Raw genomic sequence first — 26,277 nt, 5'->3', positions numbered from 1 at the left:
CTACCCCCCTTTTTTGGATCACGTCGGTTGTGCCTGGTCTGTCTCTGTCTCGATGGGCTGCAAAAGCCGCTTGGGCCTGAGCAGCGCCCGGCTGACCGGGTCGGCCGGGTCCAGGTCGAGTCCGGGACCCGGTGTTACGAGAACGTCCGCCACCGGCACGAAAGTTCCGCAGGCGGGACATTCGCCGTACGGCCCGAGTTCCGTACCGCAGTCCGCGTGCCGGTAGTAGCGCAGCTGGGTCTCCATGAGCTGCTCGCGCCCCCAGAGGGCGAGCGCGCGCAGGGCGGGCCAGAGTGCGGCGCCGCGCTCGGTGACGACGTACTCGTCCCGGGGCGGCGACTCCTGGTACCGGCGCTTCTCGAGGATCCCCTCCTCCGTCAGCGTCCGCAGCCGGGCCGACAGGACAGCGCGCGGGATGCCGAGGTGGACGAGGAAGTCGTTGTAGCGCCGGACGCCGTAGATCGCGTCGCGGACGACGAGGAGCGTCCACCGCTCGCCGACGACCTCCAGCGCGCGGGCGATCGAGCACTCCTGTGTCGCGTAGTCCTTGCCCAGTGCCATGCCATCCACTGTAGCCATTTTCCGACGCCTTGGTTCAGTGACCGAACCGACATGCTACGGTCGGAGTCACAGGCAGGTTCAATGAATGAACTCATGCTCGACATGATCGCGAGAGGTCAGTCATGACTCAGCCGGACACCACGACCACGAACGCACCCCCGGGGACAGCGGCGAAATCGGCACCACACGCCGAGGCACCCCCGCACTCCCGCGCCACCCTGGCCCTGACCAGCGTCGCGACGGCTGTGGCCCTGATGACGTACACGGCCCCGATGGTCACGCTCCCGGACACGGCGGCCGCCCTGCACACCCCCCTCTCCGCCCAGGCCTGGCTCCTCAACGGCACCCCGCTCGGCCTCGCGGCCCTGCTCCTGGTGGCCGGCAGCCTGGCCGACGACTACGGCCGCCGCCGGATCTTCCTCGCGGGCACCCTGGCCCTGGGCCTGACCACCGCCCTCGGCGGCCTCGCGACCTCCACCTGGGCCTTCACCCTGGCCCGAATCGCCCAGGGCGCGGCCAGCGCGGCGATCCTGGCGAGCAGCCTGGGCCTGCTGGTGACGGCCTTCCCGACCTCCCGGGGCCGCCTCCACGCGACCGGCGTGTGGGGCGCGTTCGTGAGCGGCGGCATAGCGGCCGGCCCACTGGTGGCCGGGGCGCTTCCGTCCTGGCGGGTGGCGTACGGCGTCCTGGGCGCGGCGGCGCTGGCAGTGGCCGCCCTGGGCATGGGACGACTGTCCGAGTCCCGCGCGCCCAGGGACGGCCGCCCCGACATCCTCGGCGCACTGACCTTCGGCCTGGCCCTGGTCGCCCTGGTGGCCGCGCTGACGCTGGGCCGGGACGGATGGCTGCGGGCACCGGTGGGGCTGCTGCTGGCGGCGACGGTGGTGCTGCTGGGCCTCTTCGTGGTCGTGGAGCAGCGGGTGTCGAAGACCCCGATGATCGAACTGAGCCTGCTCCGCCACCCCCGCTTCCTCGGCTCCTCCGCCGGCGGCCTGTTCACGGGGCTGGCCGTGATCGGCCTGTTCAGCTTCCTCCCGGCGCTGCTCCAGCAGACGCTCGGCCTGTCCGCCATGGACACGGCCTGGCTGTTCCTGCTCTGGTCCGGCGTGTCCTTCCTGGTGGCCCTTCAGGCGAAGCGGCTCGCGGGCCGGGTGGCACCGCGCCGTCAACTGGCGGCCGGCTTCCTCCTCCACGCGGTGGGCACCCTGTCGATGCTGGGCGCGCTCGGCGCGGGGTCCTGGGTGCGACTGCTGCCGGGGCTGATCCTCGGCGGCGTGGGCAGCGGCCTGCTGAACGCGGCGCTGCCTCTGCTCGCGGTCGAGTCCGTACCGGCGGCACGGGCCGCGATGGGCTCGGGAGCCCAGCAGACGTTCCGCTACATCGGCTCATGCGCGGGCGTGGCCCTGACGATCGCCCTGGCCACGTCGTCCGGCGGGGGTCTGGCTCACGGTGCGAACGTGGCGATGGTGGTGTCGGCGGGTCTGGCCGTGGTGGGGGCGGCGGCTGTGACAGCGGCTCGCGGACGGGAGTGAGGGCGGTTTGGCGGGTACGCCGGATCAGTAGCTCCCCGCAGGGTAGGTACGGCTCTTGGCCAAGCGGGCAGCGGCGGCCCGGAAGGTGATCCCGGATCGCGGAGCGCCAAGGACGACGTCGAACCCCTCGTCCTCACCCTCGTCCTCGCCCTCGCCCTCGCCCTCACGGACGGACACCCGGACGTCTTTCGCTTCCTCGGCACCCCACCCGGTGACCATCAGCCGGCGCACCCCGGTGAAGACGACGTAGAAGTCGCGCCCCTCGCCCTCCTCCACCTTCCCGAACCCCAAGGTCACCGAGTCCCCGCGCTCGTCGATGTGCACGTAGAACAGCCCGTACCCACCGGCTTCCACCAGCCCCAGCCAGTCACCGCCCATAGAAGGTCTTCTCCTCCGTTCCGGGAAGCGACCGGTACCGCCGCGCATCGACCTTGCTCACGAACAGATGCCGCCCACCGTCCGACCCGTCGTCCCCGCCCCTGAACGCGCTCACATGCCCCAGGGTCACGAACTCACTGCACTCGAACCCCAAGGACACCCCGTCGCCGTCCAAGGCCACCCGCATACGCCGCTCGCTCCCGAACGAAGCGAAGTCGATGTCACTGACAGCAGGCGGGTCCCATTCACCGAGGGAGATACGTTCCACCGCCAGGAACTCCAACTGACACTGCACGGTGTCCACCCCCTCCTCGACCCACGCCGGTGGCGGCGGCTGAGGGAACGCCGGCAGATCGACGCGCAACGTCACGGTGGGCCCACGCCAGTTCAGATTGAGGGACCGGATCCGAACACCACCGCTCGGCTGCGCAGGAAGCTCGCCGTAGAGCGCCAGCAGTGCTTCGGGGTTCACCAGACGCTCGGCAATTCCCCGCATATGTCACCTCTCCGGCAGTTCCGCGGTAATCACAACACCCTTCTCCAGCAGGGCAACACCTTCCCCTGACAGATGAGCCTTCGCGCTGTAGGGCGGATCGACGGCGTCCATCCGGTGCCCGTAGCACTCGATCCAGTCGAGCAGGAGCGGCGACGGCCCTCCATCCGCCGAATCGGCAACGTCCGCGACGAATCTCCGTCCGGGACGCACGACCCCGCCGACACACCGGACGATGCAGGTGGCCGACCGCAGATCCCGCTCCTCCACCGAATAGACCTGAAGAGTCCCCGACTCCTCCCGCAGACACGCCAAGGCAGTACGAGCCGCTTCCCGCAGCCTCCCCCAGGACACCGACTCCACCACGGCCCGTTCACTCCACTCCTCCCGGGAGGAATCCGTCATCACCGCCAAGACCTCATCCACCGGCCTCACGACCTGAACGACAAACCGCGCCAGCCGCCCCTCACTCACCACCCCCGAGGCAACCCGGAACGCATCATCGAATTCCAAGGCCATCTCGTCGGCCCCGACCTCGGCACGGCGCATATAACCGAGCTGCTGATCAGCACTCCCAGCAAGAGTCTGCAAGGCCTGCTCAAGCGACGCGAGGACGAGCCCTGCCTGCATACACCCTCCCTCCCTATGCCACTTCGTCTAGCCGCTTCCGTCGAATTCGGCGATCCAGACGTCGAAGTCGTCCCGCCCGTGCAGGTACTGCCCTGGCGCCACCATGAGATCCACGCCCGACAAGCGGTCGAGCGCGGTCCAGATCCCGTCGTCACGCAGTTCGGGTGCGCCCGACTCCAGTACGTTCATTGCCCAATCGGAAAGCTCACCACGACTGACGGCGCCCACAACGAGGAGGCGCAGCCGGGAGCCGATTTCGGCCGCCAACTCTTCGCCGCCCATCAATTACCAACTCTCATTGAAGCCCCACCCGCTCGACGAAGAACTCGAACTGGTACTCCTGCTCGGTGACCGCCGCCACCGTACTGAGGTCGTTCGCCAGGAACACCCATGGGCTGTCCTTGGCCTGCCGGACCGAGACGAACCAGTCCCGCGGCATCCTGAACTCGATCCAAGGCGCCCGTTCCAGCCCGGTGTACAGCAACGCAGAGGTGTGGAAGCCGTACCGGAGAAGGAGTGCCTCCACCCATGCGTTCAGGCGTTCCTGGGGAACCTGGTCGCTCAGTGTCGCGGCCGGCTCGGTGGACATGTCCCAGAAGCTCCGGACGGCTTCGATGACCTGCTCAGGCGGATCCACGGATGCCGACGCATGCCCAGTGACGATCCTGGAGGCGCCACGCAACACACGCTCGAGTTCTTGGCGCTCTCGTCGCTCCCTGAGCGCACGCTGCAATTCGCCGGCCATCCCATCCACCTGACATCACCCCCTGCCCCTGGGTCAGGAGGCACTCGCCGCGACCCAGTCACCCGCACCCGCCAGAACGGGACCAGTCACTTCCTCGCCACCGGAGACGTAGGCGAGCCACCTGAAGTCGTCGCAACCGAAGAACGCCTCACCCCACGAGTCCACCCAGACCCGAGCAACACCATCACCCGTCTCCGTTAGGTCCCACCAGGCCCAGCCACGGGACTCGTTCTCCGGATCGAACTGATAGAGCCAGTTCTGCAACTCCCACTTCCCGTTCCCGCCGTCACGGCTCGCGGCGGCGAACCAGTCGGGGACGAGGTCGACGGGAAGGTCCGCACCGTCGAAGGGGTGGGAGAGCGCAAGGCGCAGAGCGGCATCCAGCACCGCCCGCATCCGGGTGTCGAACTCCGCCACAGAGCGGTTCGTGCGGACATCGAAGGCAGACAGAACCGGAGGCGCGTCCCCCGGCGACGCTCGCCGCGACAGTCGCGACAACTCGCGCTCGATGTCCTCGATCTCGTGAATCACTCGTTTCCCGGGTCCCTGGCCGCGCCCTGGCCGGTCAAGGGATCCAACCAGGGCGTCGGCCGTGAGTCAGAGCTGGTAGGGGTAGAGCTGGATTTCCGGTGTGTCGAACATGATGGACGTCCCGGGCTGCGGGAGCACGGTTTCCTTGGAAATTTCGACGAGCACGATGTCGCGGCCGACGCGGACACTGGTCACGAAGTCCTCACCCACCGTCTTAACCGTTCCGCACAGCGTCACAACTCGTCGTCGGTAACGGCCACCTTTGAGCATTCCGATTTCCTCTTCGACCGCCAGCCAGGTTGTGACCGCCTCGGGAATGTCGACCTCCACGTCGAACTGCCCCTCGCCCGGCAGACCGTCACCTTGCCACACCCCCCAGGCCTCCCCCAGTTCGCTCCGGAATCGCACTTCCCGACGTTCCACGTCGAGGATCTCGAGCACTTCGATTCGCATTTACTTTAATCCCAATGGAACTCTGACCACCGTATTACCCCTATGAACCACGAGCTGGCAGTCGTCACCCAGCGAGAATCAACAAGGGTCACTACCCATCTCCTCTTATGCTCGACGACGCGAGGATGGTGTTCAAGAGTCGACTGCTACCCACACACTTCCATTCCGTCTCGTTTGGCACAGGAATCCCCGTTGCACGATATCCGAGAACTCGAGGCACGGGACGCAGCGTAAACTCACGGAGTCCCGGACGCGATGAATTCAAGCACGCTGCCGGAGAGTCTGTTTCCACAAACAGGACACACTGTCTGATACGAGTGGATGCGCGAGCGCTCGGTGCTGTCAGGGAAGAGAGGAAGAACCACGTCGAGAGCGACAACGCGGAGGCCAGCGCCGCAGTCCGGATGCGTGATACTCAGAGGCTCTCCGACGACGGCCCCTTCGAAGTCCGCTTCGGTCGCCGCCCCGGAAGCCACCCGCCTGTCGAGTGAAACCAGGTCGGTTCCATCGCTCCAATGCAGGTAGTAGCGGTGCAACGGCCAACCAGGGCGTCCGCGCACAAGGATGCGGCGCATCCGCGGGTGGCCAGCGAGCAGGCGGTCCTCAAACTCGTCGAAACCAGCGATCGGCTCGGCAGCCGCGACGGGCTCCCCAGCGGGAAAGTAACGCGTCTCCCATTTACGGAAGGTCATGGTCAGCCCGTCCACGGCTCCACCTTAATCATGTTGGGGATGAGAACCTCACTCTCGCCTGCTCCGGGCAGGGTCTGCCAGATACCTTCACTCGGATGAATCATGGCTCGATAAACAGGACCGCCATTGGCGAAGTATTTCGCGACTTCAGGGTCCGTCGTGAATGACATCACCGACCTTGGGCCATAGGCCTGTTGCATCTCCGTCCCAAACTCAGAATGGGCATGCGCGAGTGCCTCAGGGCCGCCCCACTCCGCGAGCGCGGCGCCGTGTGCCTCCTGCGACGCACGCAGCGCATCCTCGACCGAGCCGCCCTCAAAGTAAGCACGCTGGGCCGCCTCGCTCATCAGCAGACCGGTCTCATCAGCGATGGAGGTCTCAGCCATTCGGTCCGTCCCTCGATAGATCGGGACGGCTTCGTCACAGGGCGCGAGCCCGAGAGGATCGGCCCAAGTATGCGGGTTGTGGACGTAAGTCGATGGGTTGGGCGCCGGGTTCAGCCCGAGGGGGTCCGGGGTGAGATAGCGCGCGGTCTCTGGGTCGTAGTGACGAAAGTAGTTGTAGTGAAGTCCGGTTTCGGGGTCGTAATACTGACCGGGGAAGCGCAGCGGGGTGTACGCGGTGCTGTTCGCGGCCCAAGTGGTCTTCCCCCACACAGTGCTGCGAGTCCGCCAGGCTATCTCGCCTTGCTCGTCCACGAGTTCGCTCGGGGTGCCGACCAAGTCGGTGACTATGGCGAAGAAACGTGAGTCGATCTCTTCTTGTGTAGCACCGGTCGCGGTAATGCGCTCCGTCTGGGTGATGGGGTGAGGGCCCAGGTGGTCCCAGGTGAGGGTGACAGGGCTGGGCAGGTCGGGGGACTCGGTGGTTTGTTCGCAGAGTGTTGTGCCGTCCCAGGTGAAAATCACCCGCTCGACGATCGTTTCGCCATCACCGGCCAGGCGGAATTTCGCCGTGCGGCGGCCCAGCGGGTCATAGGTGTAGACCCAGCGGGTGCCGTCGGGAGTCGTCACCGATGTCAGGCGGTCCTCAGCATCCCACTCGTACCGCCAGGTGTCCGGCTTGCGGGACAGACGCGTCTTCTGGCGCCGGACGATGCGACCGAGGAGGTCGTGTTCGTAGCGGATATTGCCCGCTCCGGTGAGGCGGGTTCCCTCGTACGTACGTGAGCCCGTCGCCTCCCGACCGGGGTGATCCGCCGGCCAGTGAGCCTGTGTCTGATTGCCCGCCTCGTCGTAGACGTACCGCTCGCTCCAGTCCGTCGCATGCACCGCCGTCACACGGCCGACCGCGTCCAGGTCGAAACGACGCTCACCGAGAAGCTGATCGCCAATGCCGGTCAGATTGCCGTCGGCTCGATAGGTGTACACCCGACGCTGAACCGGGATGCCGGACGCTCCGGTGACCGACTGACTTGTCAGACGTCCGAGGGGATCGAAAGTGTGCGCCAGGGTGACTCTCTCGTCAACCTGACGGGCCAGTTCACGGCCCGCCAAGTCGTAGGTGAAGTCGACGGCGTGGCCCTCCACGACCATCCCGGTGCGCCGTCCGGCAGCATCGTGCGCCCACGTAGTCGTCGCGCCAGTCGGAGTGGTACGGCCGATACGCCGTCCCACTTCGTCATATACGTACGTCAGTTCGCGGCCATCGACCGTCTCCGAGCGCACCCGCCCGAAACGGTCCCGCTGCACCGTCACCGTCGTGCGGTTGGGGCCCGTCGCCTGCGCAAGCTGGTCCGTCAGATCGTACGCGTACGTCGTTACCTGGTCGGCCGCGCACTTACGAACCACCTGGCCCAGCTCGTTGCGCTCGTACGTCACCGTTTGTGCCAGCGCGTTCGTTCGCGAGGCCAGGCGCCCTGCCAGGTCATGCGTATACGTGAGAGCACGGCCGTCGAAGTCCGTTTCCACGACCAGACGCCCGGCGGCGTCAAATTCGTAGCTCCACTGCATGCCCCGAGGGTTGGTAACGTTCTTGAGGCGCAGTTCCGTGTCGTGCTCGAATTCGTAGCGCACCCCGTCCGGCCCCGTGCGGGCCGTGAGCAGGTCGAAGTGACCGTACTCGAAGCGCGAGATGGCGCCCATCGCGTCGGTGTGAGCCACACAGTTGCCCTCACCGTCGTAGGTCCACGATTCTGTGCCGGCGTCCGGTGCGGTGCGGCGCGCTGGTTTGCCCTCGACGGTCCACTCCAGACGAGTGACATTGCCTAGCGGATCGGTAAGGGCGACAGGCCGCCCGAAGGCATCTCTTTCGTAGAGGGTTGCGGCGCCGAGCGGGTCGGCAATCCGCTGGGCGAGTCCTGCGGCGTTGGAGTGGACCCGCGTGGTGTGGCCGAGTGCGTCGACTACCCCCGTGAGACGGCCGGCCATGTCGTACGTGTAGCGCGTCACGGCCCCGGACGGATTAACGGCAGAGACGAGGTTGCCGCTTTCGTCGTACTCCCTCTGCCAGTGGGATCCGCTCGGCTGAGTGACCGATGTCGGCAGGCCGAGCGCGTTGTATTCGACACTGATCTGCCGACCGTCAGGTCGCGTCACCGATACGACTCGCCCTTGCTCGTCGTAGTCGTAGCGGGTGGTGTGGCCGAGTGGGTCGGTTACTGCGACGAGTTGCAGTTCCTGGTCCCATTCCTGGCGTGTGATGTTGCCGAGCGGGTCGATCTCCTGGATCAGGCGCAGGTTCTCGTTGTGCGCGTAGAGGCGAGTGTGGCCGAGGGAGTCGGTCACACGGGTGGTGCGGGTCGCGTCGTCGTAGGTGAGGGTGGAGGCCAGAGCGCCGCCAGTGCCATCGGTCGCGATGACCCGGCCGTGGTCGTCGTAGGTGTACCGGTAGGTGGTGTTGTTGCGGTCGGTCCAGGAGGTGATGCGGCCCTCGGTGTCGTAGGTGTACCGCAGCGGCAGACCTGAGGAGTTGGTCTCCTCGGTCAGGTGTCCGTGCTCGTCGTAGCCGAAGGTGAGCAGGGTGGTTCCGGGCCGGTCCGGGGCGGCGGGGTCGAGCAGGCGCAGCCCGGTGATCCGGGACCGTGCGTGGTCGTGGTCGATCGCGATGCGGTAGCCGCCGGAGTGGACCACGGCGCCGGGGATGTCGCCCTCGGCGTACTCGATGGTGATGCGGTTGCCGTTGCGGTCCTGGATGTGTTGCAGGGGCAGGTCCACGGCCGTGTCGTCGGCCGCCGCGACCGGTGAGTGGAAGACGTACGTCAGCCCGGTGTCCGGATCGCTGACCCGTACGCCGCCGTCGGTCTCCGCGTCCCAGGACAGCAGCAGGCGGGAGCCGGACGTGACCGGGCGGACGGGCTCGTCGGTCTCGGGGTCCGGGCGGGGGAAGCACAGGCGGGCGCCGTCCGCCGTCGCGTGGACGAAGCCCTCGTCGTCGGCCTGGACGCGCTGGTCGAGCGTCGAGGCCCAGGACGGCCCGAACCAGCCGCCCCACCGGTACGACGAGAGGTGCGTGCGCTCCAGGACCAGCGGCAGCACACCCGGCAGCGACACGTCCGTACGCGGCAGCGACATGTCCCCGGTGGCCACGTCGATCGGGTCCCGCACGAACTTCTTGACCATGTTCCGGATCGAGGCCGGCAACTTGTCGAAGCCCGGGTTCAGTTTCAGCCGCTCGAACGCCGCGCAGTCCAGCCCCATCGACTTGCTCAGCTTCGCCAGAGCAGCCGGCCCCAGCGCCTTCAGCCCCTTGCCCAGCGCCTTGCCCAGCACCCCGAACCCCACGCCCATCAGCGCGCCCTCGGCAAGGATCCCCGCCAGCTTGTCCGGGTCCCCGAAGGCGGAAGGGTCCTCCAGCATCGTCTGGAAGGCGGAGAACTCCATCCCCTCCTTGGCCATCTTGCCGACCGCCGCGACCCCCCGGATCTCCTTCAGCGCCTTCAGCGCCCGCTCGACGCCCCGGATGACCTCCATCACCCCCCGCACCACGGACCCGAGAGCGGTGCCCTCCTCCTCGATCCGCCCGACCAGCGCGACCACCTTCAGCGCCCGCTCACCGGCCATCAGCGTGGACGCCACCTCCGACGCGCCCGCCGTCAGGATGGACAACGCCAGCCCCGCGATCTCGAACTCCGCGATCTCCGCGAGCATCACACCGATCTCGGACAGCAGCTCGTGCGCCTTGTCCGCGAAGTCGTCCAGCGCCTTCGCGCCCTCCCGCAGCGAATGCGCCATCTCCGTCGCGGACTTCCGGGCCGCCTTGGACCGCTTGTGGAAGGCCTTGGCCGCCTTGCCCTCCCACACCACCCCCGACAGCGCACGGTCGGAGGCAGCGGCCGCGTCCTCCAGGCCCTTCGCCAGATGCCGCCACTTCTTCGCGATCTCCCGGACCCCGTCCGGATCCACCGCCGGATCCGAGATCCCCAGGAACTCCAGACCACTGGCGATCGAATCGCCGAACATGTGGTTGAACTTGTTGATGTAGTGCAGCGGGTTGAGATCCACCATGGTCCGGCGCCTCAGCCCTTCTTCGCCCGGGCCTGGGCGGCCAGCAGCAGGTCCAGCAGATCGAAGGCGTCGGACACCTCGCCGATCAGCTTCGCCTCCGCCTCCCACTCCTCATCAAGCTGCGTGGTCAGCTTGGACAGGGTGGTCATGCCCTTCTCTATCTCGTCCTTCGCACCCAGCAACGACCCCAGCGCGCCCAGCGCCTTCAGATCGTGCTGCTGCTCCTTGAAGTCCGCGAGCGGCTTGGCCGTGTGATGCCCCACCGTCCGCAGCCCCGCGGCGGCCTTGTGCATCGACGTGGCTTCCTTCTTCAGGTCAGACATGCGGCCCATCCCCCGTACTTCACTCTGTGCACATGCCAACCCCTCGACACTAGGGAGACGGGTTATGCGGGAGGTATGGACAACCCCAAGGACACGCAAAGAACCGCCGGTGAACGGTCGCCGTGGTCAGCGGATGCGCCGACTCCCCGTTGGTGGGACGGTGGTTGTAGAGCTTGCGCCTCGGCCCGAACGGGTCGGCCAGGCGTCAGACACGCGCCCGCGGAGGCGGTGCGACGCCGCCCCGTCCGGTCCCCGCATTCGCCTCCGCCTCCGTCAGCGCCCCTGCCCGCTGTGGCCGGGATGGCGCCGATGGCCCCGGGGCGTGCCGGCCGGGCAGCCGCAGCCGCAGCCGCAGCCGCGCCAGATCATCCTGCCCGACCACCATGGAGATACCGCCATGACCAACGAGTACGGGGAGAGCCGGAACACGCTCACCGCACCCCCGGTAGACCTGTGCGGAGACCCCAGGGACACAGGCGAGTTCCTCTGGAACATGGCCTGGAACTGCCAGGAGAGGCAGATCAGCAGCTTCTGGCTGGTGTCCAAAGGGGAGCAGGGATTCCTCCTGGTCGCCACCGACCGCATCAAGGGCATCGAGTGCCCCGACCTCGTGTCCGGCGCCTTCGCCGGCAACAACTACTGGCAGGTCGCCGCCGACAGAAGCGTCTACTGGTTCCGGGGTCCGGCGTGGGGCACCACCGGACTGGGGATCAACGCGGCCCACCACCGCTCCCACGAGCAGTTGCACATCCACATGTCCGCGGTCCGCCCAGGGGTGAAGACCGAGCTCGACAAGGCCTGGCAAGCGGGCAAGATCGCCAAGGACCTGAAGAGCTGGCCCACCGTGCTGACCGTGGTCACCGGACGGGACTCCAGCGGAAATCCCCAACCGCGGTGCTACCGCGTCGTCCACATCGGCAACTTCAAGACCCTGAACCTCTTCAAGGAGCTGTACGACAACATCGTCGTCGCCACGCGCGGTGAGGAAATGGGCGATCAGACGATGATCGTCATCGAGGCGGGCGCCGGGCCGGCCGACGGGTACTACGTTCTCAACAGCTGGGAGAACCTCGCCCATCCTCCGGGCGCCCCTCCGGGCATCGCCGTCTGCGACAGCGTCCTCATCTGCAAGTGAGCCGCCCCGGTCAACTGGACGTACGCGGCCGCATCGACACCAGCTTCCCCCACACCACCATCCGGTACCGGGAGGTGAAGTCCGGGGTGCACGTCGTCAGGGTGATGTAGTACCCCGGCTCGCTGTACCCGTACGCCGGCCTGACGAGGGACCGCGGTACGGGCCGGATGACGCCGGAGTCACGTGAGGAGGTCTGCGGAAGGATCTTGTCGACCGTGTACGTGTAGGTCGCCGACCGCGTCTCGACCCGCACGGTGTCCGCGCGGCGCAACCGCGGCAGATGCCGGAAGGGCTCGCCGTGCGTGTTCCGGTGCCCGGCGACCGCGAAGTTCCCGGCCTGGCCCGGTTGTTGGGTGCCGGGGTAGTGACCCACGTACCCGTGATTGAGGACGTTCGGCTTGCTCACGCCCTCGGCGACCGGGACGCGCAGCCCGAGGCGCGGGATGGTGAGGATGGCGTAGGCCTGGGAACGGCGGGGCCCCGTCGAGCCGACGCCGTCGGCGTACGAACGCTGCCCCGCGGCAGCCCCCGTACCCGACGGGGAAGACGACGTGGACGACGTATCCGTACCGGAGGACGCGCCCGAGGACGCACCGGAAGACGCCCCACCGGCTCCCCCGCCGGCGCCCCCGCCGAAGGAGCCGGAGGCCCCCGCTCCCCACTCCCGCTCCAGCGCCTCCACCTTCCGCTCGGCCCCCCGCCGGGCCTCCCGGTTGGTCCACCACAGTTGATGCACGACCAGGAGCGCGAGGACGACCCCGACGGTCACCAGGGCCTCGCCCCCTCCCCACAGCACCCGCCGGCGCCGAGCACGCCGCCGCAGGGTGCTGTGCCGTACGACAGGCAGGGCTGGAACGACGGAAGCCCGCATACGCGGTACGCCTCCTCAACCGGGGTCGGGGCAGGGGCGGGGCCGCCCGCACGATAAGGCGCAGGCCTCCAAGTCACCAGAGCCGTGCGGGTGTTCCGGGCCGCACGCCCTCCGTCGCCCCTCTCGCGCCCCTTCCGCACGCTTCCGCACGCCCACTCGCACGTCCACTCGCACGTCCACTCGCGCGCCCTCCCGCACGACTTTCCGCACCCTCCGGAGGATCACTTCCTCCACTGGTTTTAGAAAGGGCTGACACAACTCTCGACAACCTCACACACCACACCTGATGCTTCCACTTGGCATGCGGGGGGACGAGTCAACACCGGCCCGGACGACCGGTGTTTGAGCCGCACGGAGAGGCAGACACAGAAGCCATGATCCGACGCAGAACACTCCTGGCCGCCGCGGGAGGCGGCCTGCTGGGCAGCGCGCTCGCCACGGGCACCGCGCACGCCGACGCGACGATCGCCGTCAACCCGTCGACCACCTACGGAACTTGGGAGGGCTGGGGCACCTCCCTGGCCTGGTGGGCGAACGTCTTCGGCGCCCGGGACGACTTCGCCGACATCTTCTTCACCACCAAGTCGACGACGTACAACGGAACTTCGCTCCCCGGCCTGGGCCTGAACATCGCCCGCTACAACCTCGGCGGGTGCAGCTCGAACAGCGTGAACGGCGCGAGCATGGTGGTCTCCGCCAACATCCCCGCGTTCAAGCAGATCGAGGGCTACTGGCAGGACTGGAACAACGAGGACCCCACCTCCTCGGCCTGGAAGTGGACGGCGGACGCCACCCAGCGCGCGATGCTGGTGAAGGCGACGGCCCGCGGCGCGACCAGCGAGCTCTTCGCGAACTCCCCGATGTGGTGGATGTGCCTGAACCACAACCCGTCCGGCGCCTCCGACGGCGGCAACAACCTCCAGTCCTGGAACTACCGCCAGCACGCCTCCCACCTCGCCGCCGTCGCCCTGTACGCCAAGAACAACTGGGGCGTGAACTTCGCGACGGTCGAGGCCTTCAACGAGCCCAGCTCCAGCTGGTGGACGGCGACCGGCACCCAGGAGGGCTGCCACATGGACGCGACCGTCCAGTCGGCCGTACTGCCGTACGTGCGCAGCGAATTGGACAAGCGCGGCCTGACGAGCACGAAGGTCTCCGCGTCGGACGAGACGAGTTACGACCTGGCGCGCACCACGTGGGGCTCGTTCAGCTCCACCACGAAGGGCTACGTCAACCGTGTCAACGTCCACGGCTACCAGGGCTCGGGCGGTCGCCGGGACCTTCTCTACACGGACGTGGTGACGACCGCCGGCAAGGCCCTGTGGAACTCCGAGACCGGCGACAGCGACGGCACCGGCATCACCCTCGCCAGCAACCTCCTCTACGACTTCCGCTGGCTGCACCCCACCGCCTGGGTCTACTGGCAGGTCATGGACCCGAGCTCCGGCTGGGCGATGATCGCGTACGACGCGAGCACGCTGAAGGCCGGCGCCGTGCAGACGAAGTACTACGTGATGGCGCAGTTCAGCCGCCACATACGCCCCGGGATGACGATCCTCGACACGGGCGTGAGCTACGCGGCGGCGGCCCTGGACAAGAGCGCCAAGCGGCTCGTGATCGTCGCGGCCAACACCGCCTCCTCCGCCCAGACCCTGACCTTCGACCTCTCCCGCTTCACCACGGTCACGGGCGGCTCCGGCGGCCTGGTCCCCCGCTGGAACACGGTCACGACCGGCGGCAGCGACCTGTACGCCTCCCACTCGGACACCTACCTCTCCGGCAAGACGGTGAGCGTGCCGTTCGCGGCGAAGTCGGTGCAGACGTTGCAGGTGGACGGGGTGACGGTATGAGGCGCCGGGCGACGCCGACGCGACCGCCCCTCGGCTGACCGCGCCCAGGGGGACACCACGGACCGGGACCCGGCCCGGAACCCGGCCCGGGACCGGCGACCAGGGCACATGCCTCACCCTTTGTCACCGGTCGGCGCTACGGTGTCCCCCATGCGCCCCGACACGCCTGCCGAGACCGTCGACCACACCGCCGAAGCGGCACGCCTGGAGCGGACCGCCGGCCTGTACCCGGAGGACGCCGAGGCCCTGCTCCTCCAGGCCGCGGCCCACCTGGAACTCTCCGGCGACCGCCCCGCCGCGACCGCGCTCTACGACCGCCTGCTGTCCTCTTCGGCCGGCTCTTCGGCCGAGCTGGAGAACCCCCACCTGGTACGGGCTCTCAAGGCCTCGAACCTCTGGGAGTACGACCACGAGGCCGAGGCCCGCGCGATCATCGACGGCGTCCGCGCGACCGCTCCGCGGGACGCGGCCCCCTGGGTCATCGTGGCGGAGGCCCTCGAGTCCCACGACGAGCTGGAGGCGGCGCACGACACGTTCACGGAGGCCGCGACGCTCCTCCTGACGGACGCTGCGGAACCCCCCTACTCCACCCACCCCCTCCTCTACGGCCGCCACCGCGTCCGCCGCATGCTCGGCCTCCCCCACGACGACTGGGACGCCCTGGCCGACACCCTCCACTCTTCGCCGGTGTCGCTGGACGAACTCCACGACCCCAAGCGGGTCTGGTCCCTCGGCTCGGACAACCCCGCCGAACTGGAGGCAGAAATCTCCCGCCTCCGGGCAGAACTCGGCGCCTACCGCGAGGCCCTCTCCCGCCCCTTCCCCGTCGCGGTCCTCCACTGGCCGGCGACCGAGCTGGCGGAACTACTCGCCGCGTACCCGGGTCTCGCGGCGGAGTACCCCACCCACGAGCAGCACCTCGCGACCATAGAGTCCTCGCTGCGCGAACTGGCCTCCTCGGGCACGCCGAACCTGGGCATCGTGACGGGCACGGTCCCCTCTTACGAGGCGTTCGCGGCGTCGGAGGGGGCTTCTCCGGCGGACGTGACGTTGCTGCCGCAGTACGCGACGACGTTGGCTGCGCGGGGGCGGGCGGTGGCTTGGCCGCCGCAAAGGGGGGCTGGGTGTTGGTGTGCGTCGGGGACGGCTTACGAGGGGTGCCACGGGCTGGCGGCTTAGAAGCAGAGCACGGGGAAGTGGACTCCTCGCCCGACTGAGCAGTGGTCGCGTCTGGCCGGCCGCAGTCGAAACAGCGGCAATCCATGGCATCTGCGGGCGGGCTTGGCCACCACCCCAGGCACGCCGGCAGAATGCTTCCGTGTCTGGTGCTGTTCCATCCTCCCCTTCCGTCTCCGTCCGCATGAGCCGACAGGGCTCTCGCGACACGGCACCGGAGGTCGCGGTCCGACGCCTGCTGCACGCCTCAGGACTGCGCTACCGGGTCAATGTGCCTGTACCGGGCATGCCTCGCAGAACCATCGACATCGTCTTCAGTAAACTCAAGATCGCGATCTTCCTGGACGGCTGCTTCTGGCACGGCTGCCCCGAGCACGCAACGCAACCGAAGGCCAACGCGAAGTGGTGGCGCGCGAAACTCGACAAGAACATGGCTCGCGATCTTGAGACGACCGAGCACCTCACCGCCGCGGGGTGGACAGTACTGCGCTTCTGGGAGCACGAGTCCGCCGCGGATGTGGCCTACCGCATTTCCGCATCCTTGGCGTCCAAGCGACCATCGCCGCCCGAGCCCCCCTCCGGCGCAGGCCTCGCCGAGAGTGGCGGCGACGACAACCAGTCATGCCCCTGATTCACTTATCAACCACCACCTCACCTAATAATGTGTAGGGGTTGTGCAAGTGGGGTGCCCACCTGGCCTTCAGAGCGCTCTGCCACGATGGCAGAGCTCTGCGGTCGGGCGGCGCGACGAGCGAGAGCGGGGGCGGTCGAGTCCTGTGACCGACGAATTCGATGACATGTATGAGACGTTCAAGGCAATCTTGGACGCCTTTCCCCCGTCGGAGGCTGTGAAGCGGCTGGAACAGATGGGCGTCCAGTCGGAGGTCATCCAGCAGATCCGCGATCGGCACGAGCAGCAGACGATACGCATCAAGGAACTCGAAGAACCCCACGCCGTCGTTCTGGGCAACCGCGACACCTGGTACACGGGCCCACAGCCCAAGGACAAGTGCTGGCCCGCAATCGAGGCCCTACTACTCAAGGACGGCTGGTCCAAGGACACCGCCATCCGGAACCTGGACGACTCCTCGACTCGAGTCGTCTCACTGCTGAACCACCCAAAGGAAAAGGCGTTCTCCACGCGAGGCCTCGTAGTCGGCTATGTCCAGTCCGGCAAGACCACGAACTTCACGTCGGTCATGGCCAAGGCTGCCGACCGCGGATACAAGCTGTTCATTGTCCTTGCGGGCATTCACAACGGCCTTCGCCGACAAACCCAGGCCCGCCTCGTTCAGCAGCTCGTGGAACCCAACCCCTCGCTATGGTCCCAACTGACCGATCTCGACAAGGACTTCACCCCTCAGGCGAATCCCGCCTCGTACTTCGGCAAGAGCAACAAGACGCACGTGCTGTGCGTGGTGAAGAAGAACGCCACCGTCCTGCGCAAGCTCTCCGTGTGGCTGGACAAGGCGGCGGACTACCTGAAGGACTGCCCCGCGCTGATCATCGACGACGAAGCAGACCAGGCCACGGTCGCGACGAAGTCCATCAATCCGCTGATCCTCAGCATGATGAAAAGCCTGCCGCGTTCCGCGTACGTGGGATACACGGCATCGCCGTTCGCCAACCTGCTGATCGATCCGAGCGCCGAGGATCTCTATCCGCGGGACTTCGTAGTCAACCTGCCCAAGCCGGAAGGACACTTCGGTACGGAGGTTCTCTTCGGGCGCTATGCGCTGGACGGCGAGGATCCCGAGCAGGTCGACGACGGCCACGACATGATCCGGTCGGTGCCGGAGGACGATGTTCCGTGCGTGCGCCCTGAGACGAAGGCTGACGCGGAGGGTTTTGAACCCGTCATCACGGACACCCTCCGCAGGGCGGTCGAGTACTTCTGGCTCGTGACAGCCGCTCGTCGTGTTCGCCGTACTGGCAATCCGCATAGCACGATGTTGATCCACACGAGTGTCAACACTGCCGTGCACAACAGCTTCGAGCGACCGCTGAAGCATCTTCTGAACCGGGCCGCGCAGAGCCTGAGCGACGCTGTCTTCCTCTCCCGGTTGCGTGATCTCTGGGATGATGAGACGGCACGCGTTCCCGCCGAGGACTTCGGCGAAACAAAGGTGCCGTTCGACGACCTGGTGCCGGAACTGCCCGCGGTACTCCGCAGTTGCCGCATCATCATGGACAACTCCAGTAGCGAGGCACGTCTCGACTACGAGAATGGTCCAGTCGTGGCCATAGCCGTGGGCGGCAACACCCTCTCGCGCGGACTCACCCTCGAAGGCCTGTCGGTCAGCTATTTCGTGCGTGCCGTCTCCGCATACGACACTCTGCTGCAAATGGGGCGTTGGTTCGGTTTCCGGAACGGCTACGCCGACCTGCCCCGTATCTGGATGACCGACGAACTGGCCGAGTGGTTCCGGCACCTGGCCACGGTCGAGACAGAGATGCGTCGTGACATCGACATCTACATAACCGAGTCCGAGACGCCCCTCACCTTCGCCGTACGTCTGCGCACCCACCCTGCTCTGCGTGTAACCGCTGCCGCCAAAATGCGCGATGCGGTCACGGCTGCCTCCTCGTACGGAGGCCAGCGGGTTCAAACCCACTACTTCCACACCAACGCCGACTGGCTGCGTGGAAACACCACCGCTGCACGTGACCTGGTCACTGCGGCGCTCTCGGGTGCCGTCAGGGTGGAGGACCGCTCAACCGAAGGCCGCTACGTCTTCCGGGCCGTGCCGTACGACGTCGTGACCGACTTCCTGGCGACCTACAAGTTCCACGAGAAGTCACCCGAGAACGACGCGGACCTGATCAGCGGCTACATACGAAAGCGGGTCGCAGCCGGCTCGTTGCGCCGATGGAACATTGCAATCGTCGGCAATCCCGCAGGAGAGCCGTTCGTATTCGTGCCTGGTGTATCCGTCGGACGCAACATCCGTAGCCGCGTTGCCGTGACCAACCCGACTCCGGACTTCGCCGACATCAAGACGCTCATGAGCCGCCGTGATGCCGCCGTGGACCTGGCTGGAGACACTACGAAGCTCAACGAGAACCGCATCATCGAGGAACGTCGCGTCCAACTTCCGGACACGGGGCTGCTCGTTCTGTATCCCATCGACAAGACGTCCGAGCCTGGCCCGGGAAAGAAGCTGCGTGCCCCGCTGAACGCAGAGGAGGACGTGATCGGAGTCGGCATCGTCTTTCCGAAACCACAGTACGGGGACAGCACGGTGGAGAAGTACATCTCCGCGGACCTGTCGGGTGTGCGATTGGAGGCCGAGGACTTCAGCCTCCTCGAGGGTGACGACGCATGACCGGCCACATCTTCCGTGAGGTTGTCGAGGAGCACTGGGGCGCGCTCGAAGCGGCACCGACCAGCAGCGAGCGCAGCCTCCGCGTTTCACAGCTTCCGGTGGTGACCGATCAAGGCGACTTGGTAGCGGCGGTCGATCACGACGGGTTCCGTCACGTGCTCGTACCCGTCCACTCGCATCTGAAAATTCGTTCCGGCCTCGACGGTCCCGTCCTCCGTTTGCGCAAACGCCCCTTGGAGGACGAGGAGACATACCAGACGTACGCCGATCTCGCCTGCTTGCGCACGGACCTGAACGACCTGTTCACAGAACTGTGTGCGGACATATTGGATGCGACAGGGAAACTACCCAACAACCCGGTCAAGGCGCTCTATCGAGTCCTCGACCGCTGGAAGGCTCTGTTCCAACCACAGGGGGCTGTGCTGGGTCCCGAACAGCTCGCGGGTCTTTTCGGGGAACTGCTGGTACTCGACCGCCTCCTGCAGTTGGACTCCAGCGCGCATCGCCTCTGGCGTGGACCAGGTGGCCACCACCACGACTTCACCACCGGAAACCTCGCTGTCGAGGTGAAGACGAGCGCCAAAGGAGAAGGACGAAGGCCACGAGTTCACGGGCTCGACCAACTCGACGCCCCGGAAGGTGGGACCCTCTGCCTGGCCTGGTTCCGCCTGCACCGCGCCATCGGCGCCAGTTCGGGTGTCGGCTTCTTGGAACTTCTCGAACACACGCTCCGATCCTGTGACGACGAAAGCGCCCTCCTCGAACTTCTCGCCCAGGCCGGGTACCGGTCCGTCGACGCCGATCAGTACCGCGATGTGCGCTACGTCGTCGACGAGGAGCGTTGGTACGAAGTGACCCCTGACTTCCCCACGTTGACGACCCGGGCGCTCGGCGCAGCAGGCGTGCCGATTTCCGTTCTCGACGTCGAATACACCATCGACCTCTCCGGTGAGACTCCAGTCCCCATGGCGCCCGCCGCGGTGTCCGGAACGATCGACCGCATGATCCAGGAGCCCGCGTGACAGAACCCCGCTGGTTCTCCCAGCCCTACCCTCCGGAAGGTGCGAGCGCCGCCGAGGGTATTCGCAATCAGCTCGGGCGGCCCGAACTCGATCTGCTCACCATCCTGGTGCGGGAGTCGGCACAGAACAGTTGGGATGCCCGGCTCGAGAAGTCCTCGGTGCCCGTGGACTATCGCATCGACATGTGGACAGTCGGACCGGCCCACGCCGGCGCCTGGCGAGAACTTCTTCTGGCCGACGCCCCCAACCACGCCGAAGATTTTCCGCTTCGCGACACACTCAAGCGGGGCCCGATCCGTGTTCTGTCCGTATCCGATCGCGGGACCCGCGGCCTCGGAGGCCCGACGCGAGCAGACAATGCCGTGGGCCCCGACCGTGACTTCGTCTCCTTCATACGCAACATCGGGGAGCCACGCGACACGGCGCTCGGCGGCGGCACCTACGGCTTCGGCAAAGGCATTTTCTACCTCCTGTCCAGGCCCGGCACCGTCATCGTCCATTCCCGCTGCCGCACCGCCGTGGGAAGGCACGAAACGCGCCTCATCGGCTGCACTCTTTGGAAGAGTTACGTTGCCTCGGAACCCGACGGCAATCGCCGCTACACAGGTAGACACTGGTGGGGCGACACGTCGGGCGAAGTGGTCGAGCCATTGGTCGGCGAAGAGGCGGAAGCCGTGGCTCAACGCCTCGGCCTCAAGGGGTTCGGGCCGGAGGAAACCGGAACGACGGTGGTCGTCGTCGACCCGAGTCTGGACGACCTCCAGCCCGTGGAGGCGGCCGACTATCTGAGTGACACCATCGCCTGGCACCTGTGGCCCAAGATGATCTCCACCGCCGGCAAACCACCTGCCATGCGCTTCTCGGTGGCCTACGACGGAGTGCAGCACCCAGTACCCGATCCGCGCACGACGCGTCCCCTCAACATGTTCGTCGCGGCGTACGAGGCGATGGTCGGCCCGGACGGTAGCGACCTGGCTTGTCTCAAACCCAAGAAGCACCTGGGGCGACTCGGCCTGGTGAAGCGCATCATGCCCTCCCTGGAGCCCACGCGTGCCTCCCGCATGCTGGACATCGAGGACCTGATCCACCATGTCTGCCTCATGCGCCCTGCCGAGCTGGTCGTCACGTATCACCCCGGACCAAAGCCACCGAGCACAAATCAGGGCTACGCCGGGGTGTTCAGGGCCGACGAAGCCATGGACGACGTGTACGCCAAGGCCGAGCCGCCCACTCACGATGCCTGGAACCCGCATTCGCTCGACAGGCCGGAGAGCACCTACGTTCAGACGACATTCCGGCGCATCGGCGAAAGTCTGGAGCAGTTGCTCTCCTTGAGCGGCACTGCGCGCCCCGGAGCCAGCAGTGTCGCGCTGGGAGCGGCCAGTTCGCTCTTTTCGGGGCTGGTCGGGGGAGCCTGGGGCATCGGTGGAGCCACCGCCTATTCCAAGCCTGGCAGCACCGCCATGGCTGCGTCCAGGTCGACCAACGCCGAGGACCCCGCAACACACAAGGTCGCCGATAGTCGACGTCCCCCAACACGGTTCACGGACCGGACCGACCTCGACAACAGACATCCCACCGGGGACTTCGGCAACGACGGCCGGCCGGACACAGGAAAGCCGGGAAGTGGTGCCTTCGAGGCTCCACGTCGCCGTCCCCGAGTGCAATACGTCGGCGACCCCTACTACGACGACCGCGAAGACGCCTCCGTGCTGGTGCAGGAGTTTCGACTGCCGGTGCCCGGGCCTCAGCGCGTACGCATTGACCTCGCGGTCACCCTGCCCGGCACCGGGGGGCGAGAGACCGATCCCCCCATCGGAGCGAGCATGCCCGTACTGATCGGCTGGGAGGACGAGACCGGACGACTCCACACCTCCGATCCGCAGGTGGTCGAAGGCGGCGACTCCATCTGGCGAGCCGTAGTACGGCCGGCTCCGGACACCATGACCGAGATCGGCATCAAGGTCGAGGCGGTGAGGACTTCGTGACACGACGCGTACTTCCCTACCGAGCCCCGACCGAGGGCGTCGTGACACCAGAGCCCTGGCGCCTGGTGATCGAGGACGGCGAGGTGGCCCTACCGGAGGCCTTGCCCGACTGGGACTACCAGATGGACGTCCACGTACGCAGAGCCCTCCGGGTCGACCTGGACCAGGTCCGACAGCAGACGGGGCTGTCGGTGAACGCTCCGCTCATGCTCTCGGTCGTCTGGACTGCCACAGGCTCCAACCTCAGCGGCCCTGCTCAGCATGTGCGCCTGTCCGAAGCCGGTACGAGGACAGTCGAATTCGATCTCCGGTTGCGTGGTGCCGATCTGGGCGGCCTGCTGCTCCTGGACACAGCACTCGTGCTCGCCGAGCGCGTGAACGACGCACGGCCTTCCTCGCCAAGGCGAGCAGGATCCGTGCTGTGGAGTGATCGCTCGGCCCTTCGCCTGCAGGGCGATGCTCCACAGTTCCCCATGGCCGTGATCGATTTCGCGCGAACCTCATTCCCGGAGGACGCCGCCTGGCATCTGCAAATCAGCGGAGGCCTGGAGAGCGCCACCATGGGTGCGCTCCTGCTCCTGGTCAACGAGCAGAACACGGTCACGGCCACCGCGTTTCAGAACGCGGGCAAGCCACGCCCCGTGGATCGAATCGTTCTTTCGGCGGTGTACGCGGATGCCGCCCGGGTCATGGTGGAGCACGCTCTCACACATGAGGAGTTCGTCGAGGACGCAGACTTCCCCGAGGGTTCGCTGGGGGCCACCCTGCTGAGCTTGTTCGACCAACTGTTCCCGGGTCAGTCGATCACCGACATACGCCTCCGCCACCGGCAGTCGCCGGCCCTGTTCTCGTCGGATCTGCAGGCCGCCGTCAAGATCTTCGAGGTGTCATGATGAGCTTTCTCTACCCTCGACTCCTCGCCGAACAGGCAAGACCCCTCTTCGAGGAGTATTGGCACCTCGCGCCGGCCGACCTGTCCCGACGCGTCGCCCTCACCCACGACTCCGCGGTGTACGTGGCCACGGGCGGCGACCGCGTCCCCTCCGGTCAACTCCGTGAACTACGGGAAGGCGTGCTGGAGCTCGCGAAGCGTGCCGGTTTCCCCGATGATTCCGACCGTGCGCGCAATGCGGAGTTCGACCTTCGGCTGGCCGCTCTGCTGCACGCCGAGATGGGCATGGTGCCCGCCGAAGCCGCAGCCCGCGATGTCTGGGCTTTTCTGGCCCTCGTCGTCCTTCCCGATGTTGCGTTCTGGCGCTATCCGCAACCGCCGAAGGACCGGGTCCTCGGCACCGACCTCACCCGGCACGTGTTCGGGCGTCTCTGGTGGCGGGCACAGCTCGTGCGAGCGCCCGAGGAGTCGGAGCCGTACCGCGCTCTTGAGATCCTCGGTGAGGCTGCTTTCGACCAGATTTACGCGCGCCGCACTGCACTGGGTGGAAGTCCTCACTTGGTGAGGGCGATCCTGCGGGTCTGGAAAGATCTCGACCTGACCGGTCTGAACGAGCGCGAAACCCTTCGTGACTTCCTCAAGCGACTGCTCCGGCTCGCTCCGTTCGTGTTGTTCGACGGAATCGAGGAGCACGCTCTCGACGGCGAGTTGCGCGCAGTCGCCCAGGAGTCGGTGGACGCTCAGCGCCCAAGGCCCTCCACGACGAATGCGCTTGAGGTTGTTTCGGATCCGGCGACTTCGGTCGACGTCCTCGATCCGAATCCTGTTTCCGAGTTCCCTGACGAGCAGTCGTCGCCTCCAGGAACACCACCGGCTCCCGTCGAAGTCCGACGATTCACGTCGCTGGAGGTCTGTGCAGGAGCGGGAGGACAGGCACTCGGCCTCGAACTCGCCGGATTCGACCCTGTACTGCTCATCGACAGCAAGGCGGACGCCTGTTTCTCGATCGACCTCAACCGACCTGCTTGGGACGTCGTGTGCATGGACGTAGCCCAATTCAGCCCGAGCATGCGTCCCGACGCCACTGATGTCGATCTCGTCAGTGGCGGCCTGCCACGCGTGAAGTCGTCGGCGACAGTCGGTCGGGCGGAGGACACAGAGGAACGACGGGTACTACGCGCCGCGATCAGCCTGGCCTGCGGCATCAGGCCAAAGGCCGTGCTCTTCGAAAACGTCCCTGACCTGGTCGACGGCCCGGAATTCGCCGCGGATCGCGCTTGGATTGACCACGAGCTGCACCAAGCCGGCTTCCGCACCAGTTGGAAGATCCTCAATGCCTCGGACTTCGGTGTCCCCCAAAATCGGAAGAGTGGCTTTCTCGTCGCTCTGCGAGATCCATATTTCGGGCGTTTCTCGTGGCCCCTACCGAATGAGGAACCGCCGCCCACGGTGGGGGAGGCCCTCGGTCCGTCCATGTCTGCGGGAGGTTGGCCCGGTGCCGAACGCTGGATCAAGAACGCCGACCGTATTGCCCCCGCTCTCGTCGGTGGCTCCGACCGCAGAGGCGGGGCCGACCTTGGCCCGACGGGCAGCAAGAAGGCGTGGGCTGCGCTCGGTGTCAACGGCAACAGCCTGGGGGACGAGCCTCCTGGAGCCGACTTCCCGATGGACGAACCGCCCAAGCTGACCGTCGAACAGGCGGCGACGATCCAGGCCTTCCCCGATCATTGGAAGCTCTTCGGTGGCAAGACCTCCAGGTATCGTCAGGTGGGCCACGCGATGCCACCTCCACTCGCGTCCGCTGTTGGTCAGGCCCTCGCAACCGCACTCCGAAGCTAAGATCGCCCTATGCTCACGCCCCGTTCCGCCACCCCCGACCCCATCACTGTCGTCGACCTCTTCAGCGGCTGCGGGGGCTTCACCCAGGGTTTCCACGACTTCCGCCCCACGGGGAAGCATGGTGCTGGGCCCGTCTTCCACAGCATCGCGGCCGTCGAACACAACCACGCCGCAGCGGCCACGTACGCTGTGAACTTCGGGGAGCTTCGCAAGGACAGGCGGGTGCCGGCGGCTCGTGTGCATGTCGGAGACATCGAGGCCTGGAAGCCGACTCCGGAGGCCCTCCACGCGGACGTCGTCGTCGGAGGGCCCCCTTGTCAGGGCTTCTCGGCCTTGAACCGCGCGAAGAAGGGCACCGAGCGCAACCGCCTCTGGGAGGAATACGTACGAATCGTGGCGGAAATCCGCCCAAAGGTATTCGTCATCGAAAATGTGGACCGCTTCCTGAAGTCGGACGAATTTCAGAACCTGCTCAACGAGGTGAAGAAGGGGGGCCGGCTATCCGAGTACCGGCTGGTCGATCCCCCTGGCCATGAGCCCACCGACTCAGAGGAAGAAAAGAACAAGCGCTACCTCCTCAACGCTGCGGACTACGGTGCCGCACAGGCTCGCCGCAGAGCCATCGTGATCGGTGTTCGCCGCGACGTCGAAAACGGTCGCACGATGACATATCCCATCAAGTCGCACTTCCGTCGCCCGAAAAACGGATCCACTCCGGCAAGTCGACCGATCGACGGTGTCGACGCCGGGATCTCGTACTGGGAAGCCGTGGACGACATCTTCCGCGAATCCTCCAAGCGCGCGCTCGTCGACCTTCCCGGCATAAAGAATTTTGTACCTGAGTTGAAGGCCGAACTTCCCGGTATCTTCAGCACTGAAAATCTTCACTTCGGCCGGAACCCGGAGACGATCTCTCTGGCCCGATACGGCGCCATCCCTCCCGGCGGGAACCGTAAGCACCTCAGCGGCGTGTGGTACACCCAAGACGAATTTGGTGAATTCAAGTACTTCAACACGTCGACCCCTCCCGGAGTGAGGACAACTGTCGGGTACCTCTCGACCGCCAGTTGGGACAAGCACAACTCCGGAACCGGTGACGTCATGGGGAGGCTCCGCCTCGGCGAACCATCGGTGACCATCCGCACCGAGTTCTTCAAGCCCGAGAAGGGGCGCTACCTTCACCCGTCAGAGGATCGTCCCATCACGCACTTCGAGGCGGCCCGCATCCAAGGGTTCCCCGTGGACTTTCGCTGGTGTGGTACGAAGACAGAGATTGCCACACAGATCGGGAATGCAGTACCAATTCCGTTGGGCAAAGCTATCGCAGGGGCAATTCACGCCTATCTGCGTGACTGACTCGGCCTGCCGTGGATGCCTGCGGTAGAGCAGTGACTG

At 66.5% G+C, this 26,277-nt stretch carries 23 protein-coding genes; 11 read left to right on the top strand and 12 right to left on the bottom strand.

Going from position 1 to position 26,277, the window contains the following annotated elements; genetic code table 11:
* Nucleotides 1-18 precede the first annotated feature (18 nt).
* The gene (locus tag ABZ915_RS05590) at nucleotides 19-561 is read right to left on the bottom strand and encodes a helix-turn-helix domain-containing protein (protein ID WP_361796297.1); all 543 of its coding nucleotides are present in this window, start codon (nucleotides 559-561) and stop codon (nucleotides 19-21) included.
* A gap of 122 nt (nucleotides 562-683) precedes the next feature.
* On the opposite strand from ABZ915_RS05590, the gene ABZ915_RS05585 reads away from it, so the two are divergent.
* A complete protein-coding gene (locus ABZ915_RS05585; protein WP_361796294.1) occupies nucleotides 684-2,093 on the top strand; it encodes an MFS transporter in 1,410 nt (469 codons plus the stop codon).
* Between the two features lie 24 nt (nucleotides 2,094-2,117).
* Here the strand turns inward: ABZ915_RS05585 and ABZ915_RS05580 are convergent, their stop codons facing one another.
* The 10 genes from ABZ915_RS05580 to ABZ915_RS05535 all read right to left on the bottom strand — a co-directional run bounded on the left by ABZ915_RS05580 (nucleotide 2,118) and on the right by ABZ915_RS05535 (nucleotide 10,783).
* Nucleotides 2,118-2,471, bottom strand: coding sequence for a hypothetical protein (locus tag ABZ915_RS05580; RefSeq protein ID WP_361796291.1), 354 nt, complete (start codon nucleotides 2,469-2,471; stop codon nucleotides 2,118-2,120).
* Nucleotides 2,461-2,967 carry an Imm50 family immunity protein gene (locus tag ABZ915_RS05575; protein WP_361796288.1) on the bottom strand — a complete coding sequence of 169 codons (507 nt, stop codon included), beginning with the start codon at nucleotides 2,965-2,967 and terminating at the stop codon, nucleotides 2,461-2,463. Before ABZ915_RS05575 ends, ABZ915_RS05580 begins: the two co-directional genes overlap by 11 nt.
* A 3-nt stretch (nucleotides 2,968-2,970) precedes the next feature.
* On the bottom strand, nucleotides 2,971-3,594 hold the full coding sequence (locus ABZ915_RS05570) for a hypothetical protein (RefSeq protein WP_361796285.1): 624 nt from the start codon (nucleotides 3,592-3,594) through the stop codon (nucleotides 2,971-2,973).
* A 27-nt stretch (nucleotides 3,595-3,621) separates the two neighbouring features.
* Nucleotides 3,622-3,876: a DNA-binding protein gene (locus ABZ915_RS05565; protein ID WP_361796282.1), complete on the bottom strand. Its 255-nt coding sequence runs from the start codon at nucleotides 3,874-3,876 to the stop codon at nucleotides 3,622-3,624.
* A 13-nt stretch (nucleotides 3,877-3,889) separates the two neighbouring features.
* Entirely contained in the window at nucleotides 3,890-4,339 is a 450-nt protein-coding gene (locus ABZ915_RS05560; protein WP_361796279.1) for a hypothetical protein, read from the bottom strand.
* Nucleotides 4,340-4,372: 33 nt separating this feature from the next.
* Complete coding sequence (locus ABZ915_RS05555) at nucleotides 4,373-4,870, bottom strand: hypothetical protein (RefSeq protein ID WP_361796276.1); 498 nt, start codon at nucleotides 4,868-4,870, stop codon at nucleotides 4,373-4,375.
* 66 nt (nucleotides 4,871-4,936) lie between these two features.
* Nucleotides 4,937-5,323: a hypothetical protein gene (locus ABZ915_RS05550; RefSeq protein WP_361796273.1), complete on the bottom strand. Its 387-nt coding sequence runs from the start codon at nucleotides 5,321-5,323 to the stop codon at nucleotides 4,937-4,939.
* Between the two features lie 236 nt (nucleotides 5,324-5,559).
* Complete coding sequence (locus ABZ915_RS05545; RefSeq protein WP_361796270.1) at nucleotides 5,560-6,030, bottom strand: hypothetical protein; 471 nt, start codon at nucleotides 6,028-6,030, stop codon at nucleotides 5,560-5,562.
* Nucleotides 6,018-10,460 (bottom strand): DUF6531 domain-containing protein, encoded by a 4,443-nt coding sequence (locus ABZ915_RS05540; protein WP_361796267.1) that lies wholly within the window; start codon nucleotides 10,458-10,460, stop codon nucleotides 6,018-6,020. Before ABZ915_RS05540 ends, ABZ915_RS05545 begins: the two co-directional genes overlap by 13 nt.
* Before the next feature lie 11 nt (nucleotides 10,461-10,471).
* Nucleotides 10,472-10,783 (bottom strand): hypothetical protein, encoded by a 312-nt coding sequence (locus ABZ915_RS05535; protein WP_361796264.1) that lies wholly within the window; start codon nucleotides 10,781-10,783, stop codon nucleotides 10,472-10,474.
* 397 nt (nucleotides 10,784-11,180) lie between these two features.
* Here ABZ915_RS05535 and ABZ915_RS05530 point away from each other — a divergent pair, with 397 nt between their 5' ends.
* On the top strand, nucleotides 11,181-11,918 hold the full coding sequence (locus ABZ915_RS05530) for a CDP-diacylglycerol diphosphatase (protein WP_361796261.1): 738 nt from the start codon (nucleotides 11,181-11,183) through the stop codon (nucleotides 11,916-11,918).
* Nucleotides 11,919-11,928: 10 nt separating this feature from the next.
* Here the strand turns inward: ABZ915_RS05530 and ABZ915_RS05525 are convergent, their stop codons facing one another.
* Nucleotides 11,929-12,789 carry a class E sortase gene (locus ABZ915_RS05525; RefSeq protein WP_361796258.1) on the bottom strand — a complete coding sequence of 287 codons (861 nt, stop codon included), beginning with the start codon at nucleotides 12,787-12,789 and terminating at the stop codon, nucleotides 11,929-11,931.
* A gap of 374 nt (nucleotides 12,790-13,163) precedes the next feature.
* Between ABZ915_RS05525 and ABZ915_RS05520 the strand changes: the two genes are divergently transcribed.
* From ABZ915_RS05520 to ABZ915_RS05480, 9 genes are all read left to right on the top strand, one after another.
* A complete protein-coding gene (locus ABZ915_RS05520; RefSeq protein ID WP_361796255.1) occupies nucleotides 13,164-14,639 on the top strand; it encodes a beta-1,6-galactanase in 1,476 nt (491 codons plus the stop codon).
* A 150-nt stretch (nucleotides 14,640-14,789) separates the two neighbouring features.
* Nucleotides 14,790-15,818 (top strand): hypothetical protein, encoded by a 1,029-nt coding sequence (locus ABZ915_RS05515; protein ID WP_361796252.1) that lies wholly within the window; start codon nucleotides 14,790-14,792, stop codon nucleotides 15,816-15,818.
* 181 nt (nucleotides 15,819-15,999) lie between these two features.
* Nucleotides 16,000-16,446, top strand: coding sequence for a very short patch repair endonuclease (locus ABZ915_RS05510; RefSeq protein WP_361796249.1), 447 nt, complete (start codon nucleotides 16,000-16,002; stop codon nucleotides 16,444-16,446).
* Between the two features lie 145 nt (nucleotides 16,447-16,591).
* Complete coding sequence (locus ABZ915_RS05505) at nucleotides 16,592-19,141, top strand: Z1 domain-containing protein (protein ID WP_361796246.1); 2,550 nt, start codon at nucleotides 16,592-16,594, stop codon at nucleotides 19,139-19,141.
* The gene (locus ABZ915_RS05500) at nucleotides 19,138-20,163 is read left to right on the top strand and encodes a PD-(D/E)XK motif protein (protein ID WP_361796243.1); all 1,026 of its coding nucleotides are present in this window, start codon (nucleotides 19,138-19,140) and stop codon (nucleotides 20,161-20,163) included. Before ABZ915_RS05505 ends, ABZ915_RS05500 begins: the two co-directional genes overlap by 4 nt.
* Nucleotides 20,160-22,151 carry a hypothetical protein gene (locus ABZ915_RS05495; protein WP_361796240.1) on the top strand — a complete coding sequence of 664 codons (1,992 nt, stop codon included), beginning with the start codon at nucleotides 20,160-20,162 and terminating at the stop codon, nucleotides 22,149-22,151. Before ABZ915_RS05500 ends, ABZ915_RS05495 begins: the two co-directional genes overlap by 4 nt.
* Nucleotides 22,152-22,192: 41 nt before the next feature.
* Nucleotides 22,193-23,044, top strand: a complete 852-nt coding sequence (locus ABZ915_RS05490; protein ID WP_361796237.1) for a hypothetical protein — start codon at nucleotides 22,193-22,195, stop codon at nucleotides 23,042-23,044.
* Nucleotides 23,041-24,882 carry a DUF6339 family protein gene (locus ABZ915_RS05485; RefSeq protein WP_361796234.1) on the top strand — a complete coding sequence of 614 codons (1,842 nt, stop codon included), beginning with the start codon at nucleotides 23,041-23,043 and terminating at the stop codon, nucleotides 24,880-24,882. Before ABZ915_RS05490 ends, ABZ915_RS05485 begins: the two co-directional genes overlap by 4 nt.
* A 9-nt stretch (nucleotides 24,883-24,891) precedes the next feature.
* Entirely contained in the window at nucleotides 24,892-26,238 is a 1,347-nt protein-coding gene (locus ABZ915_RS05480; protein ID WP_361796231.1) for a DNA cytosine methyltransferase, read from the top strand.
* The last annotated feature ends 39 nt before the right edge of the window (nucleotides 26,239-26,277 follow it).

It is taken from the genome of Streptomyces sp. NPDC046915, from assembly GCF_040644935.1.
Classification (GTDB): domain Bacteria; phylum Actinomycetota; class Actinomycetes; order Streptomycetales; family Streptomycetaceae; genus Streptomyces.
The sequence above is the reverse complement of the archived record's forward strand: the minus strand, read 5'-3'. Positions and strand labels throughout refer to the sequence as shown.